7 protein-coding genes are annotated in these 7,913 nt (G+C 72.9%); 1 reads left to right on the forward strand and 6 read right to left on the reverse strand.

The annotated features are described in order from the left end of the window. From GA0115240_RS17585 to GA0115240_RS17610, 6 genes are all read right to left on the reverse strand, one after another. Nucleotides 1-750, reverse strand: a 750-nt coding sequence (locus tag GA0115240_RS17585) for an enoyl-CoA hydratase/isomerase family protein (protein WP_093737620.1), incomplete at its 3' end; no start/stop codon positions are given. Between the two features lie 84 nt (nucleotides 751-834). Then, nucleotides 835-1,053 (reverse strand): helix-turn-helix domain-containing protein, encoded by a 219-nt coding sequence (locus GA0115240_RS17590; RefSeq protein WP_176725103.1) that lies wholly within the window; start codon nucleotides 1,051-1,053, stop codon nucleotides 835-837. A 440-nt stretch (nucleotides 1,054-1,493) separates the two neighbouring features. Beyond that, nucleotides 1,494-3,092: an ABC-F family ATP-binding cassette domain-containing protein gene (locus GA0115240_RS17595; RefSeq protein WP_093737621.1), complete on the reverse strand. Its 1,599-nt coding sequence runs from the start codon at nucleotides 3,090-3,092 to the stop codon at nucleotides 1,494-1,496. A gap of 214 nt (nucleotides 3,093-3,306) precedes the next feature. After that, on the reverse strand, nucleotides 3,307-4,698 hold the full coding sequence (locus tag GA0115240_RS17600) for a hypothetical protein (RefSeq protein ID WP_176725104.1): 1,392 nt from the start codon (nucleotides 4,696-4,698) through the stop codon (nucleotides 3,307-3,309). Between the two features lie 65 nt (nucleotides 4,699-4,763). Then, nucleotides 4,764-5,318, reverse strand: a complete 555-nt coding sequence (locus GA0115240_RS39275) for an alpha/beta hydrolase family protein (protein WP_346267951.1) — start codon at nucleotides 5,316-5,318, stop codon at nucleotides 4,764-4,766. Between the two features lie 732 nt (nucleotides 5,319-6,050). Next, entirely contained in the window at nucleotides 6,051-6,698 is a 648-nt protein-coding gene (locus GA0115240_RS17610; protein ID WP_093737622.1) for a class II aldolase/adducin family protein, read from the reverse strand. A 286-nt stretch (nucleotides 6,699-6,984) separates the two neighbouring features. Between GA0115240_RS17610 and GA0115240_RS17615 the strand changes: the two genes are divergently transcribed. Further along, nucleotides 6,985-7,913 (forward strand): inorganic phosphate transporter (locus GA0115240_RS17615; protein ID WP_093737623.1); only part of this gene is annotated, 929 nt, incomplete at its 3' end.

Genomic DNA, 7,913 nt, shown 5'->3' on the forward strand with positions numbered 1-7,913 from the left:
CGCCGCGCGCTCGGCCGCGTACTGCTCGGACTCGGAGCGGGTCAGGGCGCCGCGCAGCAGGCCCTTGGTCTCGTGCACGGCGTCGCGCGGCGCCGCGAGCAGCGCGGCGACCAGGTCGTCGACCGCGGATTCGAGTTCGGCGGCGGGGACGACCAGATTGGCCAGGCCGGTGCGCTCGGCCTCGGCGGCGTGGACGAAGCGGCCGGTGGCGCAGATCTCCAGCGCCCGGGCGTAGCCGAGCAGTTCCACCAGCGGCTTGGTGCCGGTGAGGTCCGGCACCAGGCCGAGGCTGGGCTCACGCATGGCGAACTGGACGTCGTCGGCGCAGACCCGCAGGTCGCAGGCGAGTGCCAACTGGAAGCCGGCGCCGATGGCATGGCCCTGGACGGCGGCAACCGTGATCAGGTCGGTGCGCCGCCACCAGGTGAACGCCTCCTGGTACAGGCTGATGACCGCGTCGAGTTCGGCCTCCGTGCTGCGGGCGAGGTCCAGGAAGGAGGGCTCGCCGTCGAAGCCCTCGGGCGTGAAGGCCTGGCGGTCCAGCCCGGCGGAGAAGGAGACCCCCTCGGCGCGCAGCACCACGACCCGCACCTGTCCCGGCAGCAGCCGCCCCGCTTCGGTCAGCGCCCGCCACAGGGCGAACGTTTGCGCGTTGCGCTTGGCCGGGTTGCACAAGGTGACCTGGGCGACGGAGTCATCGACGGTGAGCCGGACCCCGTCGCGTTCGAGCAGGGGCGTGACGTCGGGCATCGGGAACCTCCGAACGGACCGCGGACATGATTACCGAAGAGTAACCACCCGGGTCCGACGGAAACCGCCGGGCCCCCGCAGGGGTCAGGCGGCCGCCTTCTTGCCCCGCGTCGCGCCGCCGCGCCCCCGCAGGGTCACGCCGGACTCGCTGAGCATCCGGTGCACGAATCCGTAGGAGCGGCCGGTCTCTTCGGCCAGCGCCCGGATGCTCGCACCGGAGTCGTACTTCTTCTTCAGGTCCGCCGCGAGCTTCTCGCGCGCGGCGCCGGTTACCCGGCTGCCCTTCTTCAGAGTCTCGGCCACCCGTGCCTCCTCCAGGGAAGTGCGCTATGGAACTCTCATGATCACCCCTCAACGCGTTCCTGGCCACCCATTCGACAAGGTCCATCACGCGACATTCACCCGAGGAATGCCGTGATAGCGCCCGCGGAAGCGGCGCGCGGAGGTATTCGTACCGGACACATTCCGGCCGGAGATCGAGCCGCCGACAATACTGGCAGGTCAGGAGTGGTCGGTAAGGTGTTTACCGATGTCACACCACTGATCACGGGTCCCAGCCGCCTCCCGGAGCCGCCCGCGGCGCCGGTACCAGCCCGACTCATGCAGATGAAGGATCAACGATGGGCCGAATGATCCAATCGGCATGATCATCCGACCGGGAGGTGGGCACGGCGGCCCGCCGGGAGCCGGTCGACGGCCCCGGCGGGCCCCGCTCCGGGGGCCCTCCAGGGGTCCTCCGGGGGTCAGGCCAGCGCGACCAGATCCACGTAGTGCTGGCCCCACAGGTCCTCCACGCCGTCCGGCAGCAGGATGATCCGCTCCGGTTCGAGCGCCTCCACCGCGCCCTCGTCGTGGGTCACCAGCACCACCGCGCCGGTGAAGGTGTGCAGCGCGCCGAGGATCTCCTCGCGGCTGGCCGGGTCGAGGTTGTTGGTGGGCTCGTCCAGCAGCAGCACGTTGGCGCTGGAGGAGACCAGCGCGGCCAGTGCCAGCCGGGTCTTCTCACCGCCGGACAGCACGCCGGCCGGCTTGTCGACGTCGTCGCCGGAGAACAGGAAGGAGCCGAGGATCTTGCGGATCTCGGCCAGGTCGGTGTCCGGCGCCGAGGACCGCATGTTCTCCAGGACGGTCCGCTCCGGGTCCAGCGTCTCGTGCTCCTGGGCGTAGTAGCCCAGCTTGAGTCCGTGGCCCGGGGTGACTTCGCCGGTGTCGGCCTTCTCCACCCCGGCCAGCAGCCGCAGCAGCGTGGTCTTGCCCGCGCCGTTCAGGCCGAGGATGACCACCCGGGAGCCCCGGTCGATGGCCAGGTCGACATCGGTGAAGATCTCCAGCGAACCGTAGGACTTCGACAGCCCCGAGGCCATCAGCGGGGTCTTGCCGCAGGGGGCCGGGTCGGGGAAGCGCAGCTTGGCGACCTTGTCGGAGGCGCGCACCGCCTCCAGGCCGGACAGCAGCTTCTCCGCGCGGCGCGCCATGTTCTGCGCGGCGACCGTCTTGGTGGCCTTGGCGCGCATCTTGTCGGCCTGGGTATTCAGCGCGGACGCCTTCTTCTCGGCGTTCGCGCGCTCCCGCTTGCGGCGCTTCTCATCGGCTTCGCGCTGCTGCTGGTAAAGCCGCCAGCCCATGTTGTACACATCGATCTGGGAGCGGTTGGCATCGAGATAGAAGACCTTGTTGACGACGGTCTCGATGAGGTTCACATCGTGGGAGATGACGATGAATCCGCCGCGGTACGTCCTGAGGTAGTCGCGCAGCCAGGCGATGGAATCGGCGTCCAGGTGGTTCGTCGGCTCGTCCAGCAGCAGGGTGTCGGCGTCCGAGAACAGGATGCGGGCCAGCTCCACCCGGCGGCGCTGGCCGCCGGACAGGGTGTGCAGCTGCTGGCCGAGCACCCGGTCGGGCAGACCGAGCGCGGCGGCGATGGTGGCGGCCTCGGCCTCGGCGGCATATCCGCCCTTGGTGAGGAATTCCGTTTCCAGGCGCGAGTACTTCTTCATCGCGTTCTCCTGGGTGGCGCCCTTTCCATTGGCCATCCGCTCCTCGTTCTCCCGCATTTTGCGCAGGACGGTGTCGAGGCCGCGGGCGGACAGGATGCGGTCGCTGGCGAGGGTCTCCAGGTCGCCGGTACGCGGGTCCTGCGGGAGGTAGCCGACCTCGCCGCTGGATGTCACGGTGCCGGCCGCGGGCTGGGCCTCGCCGGCCAGCACCTTGGTGAGGGTGGTCTTGCCGGCTCCGTTGCGGCCGACCAGGCCGATGCGGTCGCCCTTGGCGACACGGAAGGAGGCGGACTCGATGAGGATGCGCGCGCCGGCGCGCAACTCGATGCCGGTGGCAGTGATCACGGGAAAAGCTCCAGGGCGATGCGGGCGACGGTCAGGGGGCGTCGAGGTGGCACGCCGCGGCTAATCGAGGAGGAAAACTGCCATGCCGCCCATTCTACTGGGGCCGGGCAAGAGCTGTGCCGGGCCCGGGGCGGCCCGCGATCCGCCGGCCGTCGGGGCGGCCCGACGCGCGGGCGCCGTCCGCCGGCCGGGGGGCGGCGGCCCGCTGCCGGGCTCATGCCTCCCCGGTGTGCACCTGGAACGCGGCCCGGCGCATCGCCTTGGCCACCGCCGGGTCGGGATGGGCCGCGGCGAGGGCGACCAGCACCTGCACCGTCCGGGGGTGCCCGACATTGCGGACTTCCTCCAGCAGTCCCGGGACCGATCCCTGCACGGCCGTCTCCAGATGGCTCACCAGCAGGTGGTCCTCGCCGTGGTCGGCGACGGCCGCGGCGGTGTCCACCCACAGCCAGGTGGCCTCCTCGCGGGTGAGCAGCCCGGTCGCGTCGTCCGGGTCGCCGCCGCCGTGCTCGGCGAGCCACAGCACCGCGTACGGCCGCAGCACCGGCTCGTCCACCCCGGCCCGTACCGCCGCCTCGGCCGGATCGCCGACCACCCGCAGCGCCTCGAAGGCCAGGCCGCGCAGCAGGGCGTCGTCGCCGCGCGCGGTGTCGAGGAGTTCGGCGACCGCGGGGGCGACCGGGCGGGCCGCCAGCCACGCGCGGTACTCGGCGCGGGCCGGACCGGGCGACAGGCGGGCGCAGGCACGCAGCATGGTCTCGGCGGACTGCTCCATGTGGCCGGCCGGGCCCTGGGCGGCCACGCAGATCTGCTCCAGCTTGACCCAGACCGCCCAACTGCCCAGCGGAGTCAGCGTCACCTCGTCGGGACGGCGCGGGTCGCGCGGGCCGAGGGCGCCGACGAGGGTGGCGGCCTCCAGGGTCCAGTCGAGCAGCCCCGGCAGCGGGTCGTGGGCTCCGTCGGTGGGCGGTTCATGGCGCTCGGAGCGCAGTTCCGCGACGCGCTGGCGCAGCAGGTCCAGCAGGGTGTCGATCGGCACCGGGCCGTTGGACAGGTGCAGGAAGGACAGCAACTGCGGGGCGGCCTCGATGACTTCGGCGACCAGTGCGGCATCGGTGTCGGCCGGCGCCCGCGCGTCGTCCGCGCCGCCTCCCGGCACGAAGGGATGCGCGAGCGACCAGGCGTCGAACAGGGCCACCCAGCCGCGCAGTACCGCGGTGTCGTCGTTGTCCCAGGCGCGCAGCCGCCAGCCGGGCCGGGCGGCGCCGCCGTGCAGTTCGATCAGGCCGGCCAGTCGGGCGCGGTCCCAGGCGGCGCGGATCTGGCCCGGCGTCAAGTCCAGGGCGTCCGCTGCCTCCTTGAGGGTGGTGTCGTCGAGTATGCCGGTCGGTCCCGCGGTGCCCGGGCCGGTACCGGCCCAGCGGGCGAGCCGTGCGGCGGCGGCGAGTTCGATCCGCGCCAGCCGGGCGAGATCGGGCACCGAGGGCGTGCCCTCGGGGGGGCGCGGAGGCCGGGGCCTGCGCGTCGTGGCGGTCCGGCGGGCGGCGGTGAGCGGCCGGCGGGGGACGATGCGGAGCGGAGTGTCTCGCGGGATACGGGACGTCACTGGAGCAGTCTCGCCGCTCGGGGCCCGGAATCCCAAACGGAGCCGGTCCTCCACCCGGCGGGCGCTCACATGAGCGGGGTCAGGAAGCGCCGCAGCGTCTCCGCGTAGCCGTCCGGGTCGACATTCCACATCGCGGCGTGCGGGGCGCCGGGCACGGTGTGCAGCGCGATGAGCTCGGGGCGCCGCCGGGCCAGCTCCTCGGTGGCCGCCCAGGAGGCGAAGGTGTCGTCGGGACCGTGGATGAGCAGGGTGGGCACGGTCAGCCGGTCGGGGTCGACGGCCTCGGCGTGGCGGGCGCCGTGCTGCCCGGTCCGGCCCTCCGCGGCGCGCACGGCGAGCGGGGTGAGCAGCGCCGGCAGCCGGTGCTGGGTGACCGCGGCCCGCACCGTGGACCGCCAGTCGAGCACTGGCGAGTCCAGTACGAGTCCGGCCACGTGCTCGCGGGCCGGCGACTGGTGGAGCGCGCGCAACGCCATGGTGGCGCCGGTGGACCAGCCGTACAGCACGATCCGGCGGGCGCCGCGGGCCTCCGCGTAGCGCATGGCCGCGTCCAGGTCGCGCCACTCGGTCTCGCCGAGGTGGCCGATCCGGTCGGGCGAGGCGGGGGCGCCGGGGGTCATTGCGGTAGGACGGCACCAGCACCGGGAAGCCGAAGCGGTGCAGGATCGCCACCACGTTCAAGGTGTGCTCGCGGGTGGCGCCCACGCCGTGCACGGCGATCACCCAGGTGCTCCGGGCGCCGGGCACGAACCAGGCGGGCAGCGGGCCGAGTTCGCCCTGCACCTCGACGTCGTCGTACTCCAGGGCGAGCGCGCTGCCCGGGTCACCGGTATAGACCTGTGGCGTGATCCGGACGAAGGTACTGACGCCCAGCGCGCCCTTGTCGACCCGCAGCAGCCGGCGGGTCACCGTCCGCGCGTCCTGGTCCATCACCCGGCCGACGGTGGCGTGCACACCGATGCCCGCCAGGCCGTAGACGCCGGGCCGGACGGAGGCCCCGGTGCGGTCGAGGACGACCTGGTCGCGGGTGACGGCGCGGACCCGGATCAGGCCCTCCGGCGCCGGTCCGGCCACCGACGGCTTGAGCGCGAACGCGGATCCGTACCGGCCCGCCGCCAGCGCGGCCGTACCGGCACCCACCAGGCTGGTGACCGTCAGGGCCACCGCGGTTCGAAGGCGCATCACTTCCAGTGTGAGCGGTCGGCGGCGGCCCTGCCAGGGGGAGCCGGAGTTTGGGTCGGGCGGCGGGAAACGGGGAAGAAGAGCCGGATTGGGTGCGCCCGAGGCCCGGCCCGGCCCGGCTCGGCACGGGCAGGCCGGCTCGGCGGGGCCGGGTGGGACCGAGCGCGCGCTCAGCGCTGTCCGTAGCCCTTCAGCTTGGCCGCGACCCGGCCCATGTCCCGCTGGGACAAGGTCCGCGGCGAACCGTTGTCGGTGGCGGACCGGGCCAGCAGCCACACCCGGCACATCCACTCCAGCTGCGCGGTGTGCTCGTATGCCTGGTCGAGGGTGTCGCCGTACACCAGCGTGCCGTGGTTGCGCATCAGGCAGCCGGTGCGGTCGCGCAGCGCCCTGAGCACCGCGCGGGCCAGTTCCTCGGTGCCGTAGAGCTCGTAGCGGGCGACCTGGATCTGGCCGCCCATCGCGGCGGCCATGTAGTGGATGTTCGGCAGCTTGTCGACCAGGGCGGACACCGCGGTGGCGTGCGGCGCGTGAGTGTGCACGATCGCCCGGGCCGGCGTCTGCCGGTATACGGCCAGATGCATCGGCACTTCGCTGCTCGGCCGCAGTTCGCCGCGCACCTGCCGCCCGTCGAGATCGACGGCGACCGCGTCGTCCGGGCCGAGGCGGTCGTAGGGCACCCCGGTCGGGGTGATCAGCACCAGCTCCCCGACCCGGGCGGAAACGTTTCCCGAGGTGCCGACCACCAGCCCGTCCGCCACACTGCGCCGGGCCGTGTCCACCAGGTCCGACCAGGCTTTCTCCACCGCGTCGTGCATCGTCGGCCACCTCGCTCGTCGCTCGCCGGGATCTCTCGGGACCGCACCGGCATTATGCGGGGCCGGGCCGGCGGGGACGGCCCGGGACGGCGTCACCGGGGAGCGGATCCGGTGCACCGGAGGCGGTCCGGGTTCACCGGACGGCGGGCTGGACAGCGGCCCCGGTTGGCGGGGTGTTCATCCCCCCGACATCTCAGCACCACGAGTACCTCGCCAGTTCATCTTCCGTTCATCAAGGATCCGTACGTTCGGCTCGCCCCTGCTCGATCGAACGAATCCTGGGTCCATGGAACACATCACGCTCCTGATCGGAATCGTGATCGCCACCGCGCTCGTGTTCGACTTCACGAACGGTTTCCACGACACCGCCAACGCGATGGCCACCACCATCTCGACCGGCGCCATGGGGCCCAGGACCGCGGTCGGCATGTCCGCCGTCCTCAACCTGGTCGGGGCCTTCCTGTCGGTCGAGGTGGCCCGGACCATCTCCGGCGGCATCGTGGACGAGTCGGCCGGTGTCCGGCCCGAGGTGATCTTCGCCGGGCTGGTCGGCGCGATCCTGTGGAACCTGCTGACCTGGCTGGCCGGGCTGCCGTCGAGTTCCTCGCACGCCCTGTTCGGCGGGCTGATCGGCGCGACCCTGGTCTCGGTCGGCACCCACGGGGTCAACGGCGACGCGGTGGTGATGAAGGTGCTGGTGCCGGCGGTGGCCGCACCGGTCGTGGCGGGGCTGGCCGCGCTGCTCGCCACCCGGCTCAGCTACCGGCTGGGCCGCCGCGCCGATCCAGCGGCCACCGCCAAGGGCTACCGCGCCGGGCAGATCGCCTCCGCGGCCCTGGTCTCGCTGGCCCACGGCACCAATGACGCGCAGAAGACGATGGGCGTCATCACCCTGGCCCTGATCACCGGCGGCGTCATCGCCCCGCACTCGGACCCGCCGCTGTGGGTGATCGTCTCGGCCGGCAGCGCGATCGCGCTGGGGACGTATCTGGGCGGCTGGCGGATCATCCGCACCATGGGCCGCGGCCTGACCGACATCGAACCGCAGCAGGGCTTCAGCGCGCAGACGGGCGCCGCGGTCACCATCCTGGCCTCCTCGCACCTCGGCTTCGCCCTGTCGACCACGCAGGTCTGCTCCGGCGCGGTGATGGGCGCCGGACTCGGCCGGCGCGGCGCGGTGGTGCGCTGGAGCACCGCCGGCCGCATGGCCGCGGC

This window comes from Streptomyces sp. DvalAA-14, from assembly GCF_900091855.1.
Lineage (GTDB): Bacteria > Actinomycetota > Actinomycetes > Streptomycetales > Streptomycetaceae > Actinacidiphila.

Coding starts and splice junctions, on each gene's coding strand:
- GA0115240_RS39275 (WP_346267951.1), bottom strand. CDS start 5,318: ATGACCCCCGGCGCCCCCGCCTCGCCCGACCGGATCGGCCACCTCGGC.
- GA0115240_RS17610 (WP_093737622.1), bottom strand. CDS start 6,698: ATGCACGACGCGGTGGAGAAAGCCTGGTCGGACCTGGTGGACACGGCC.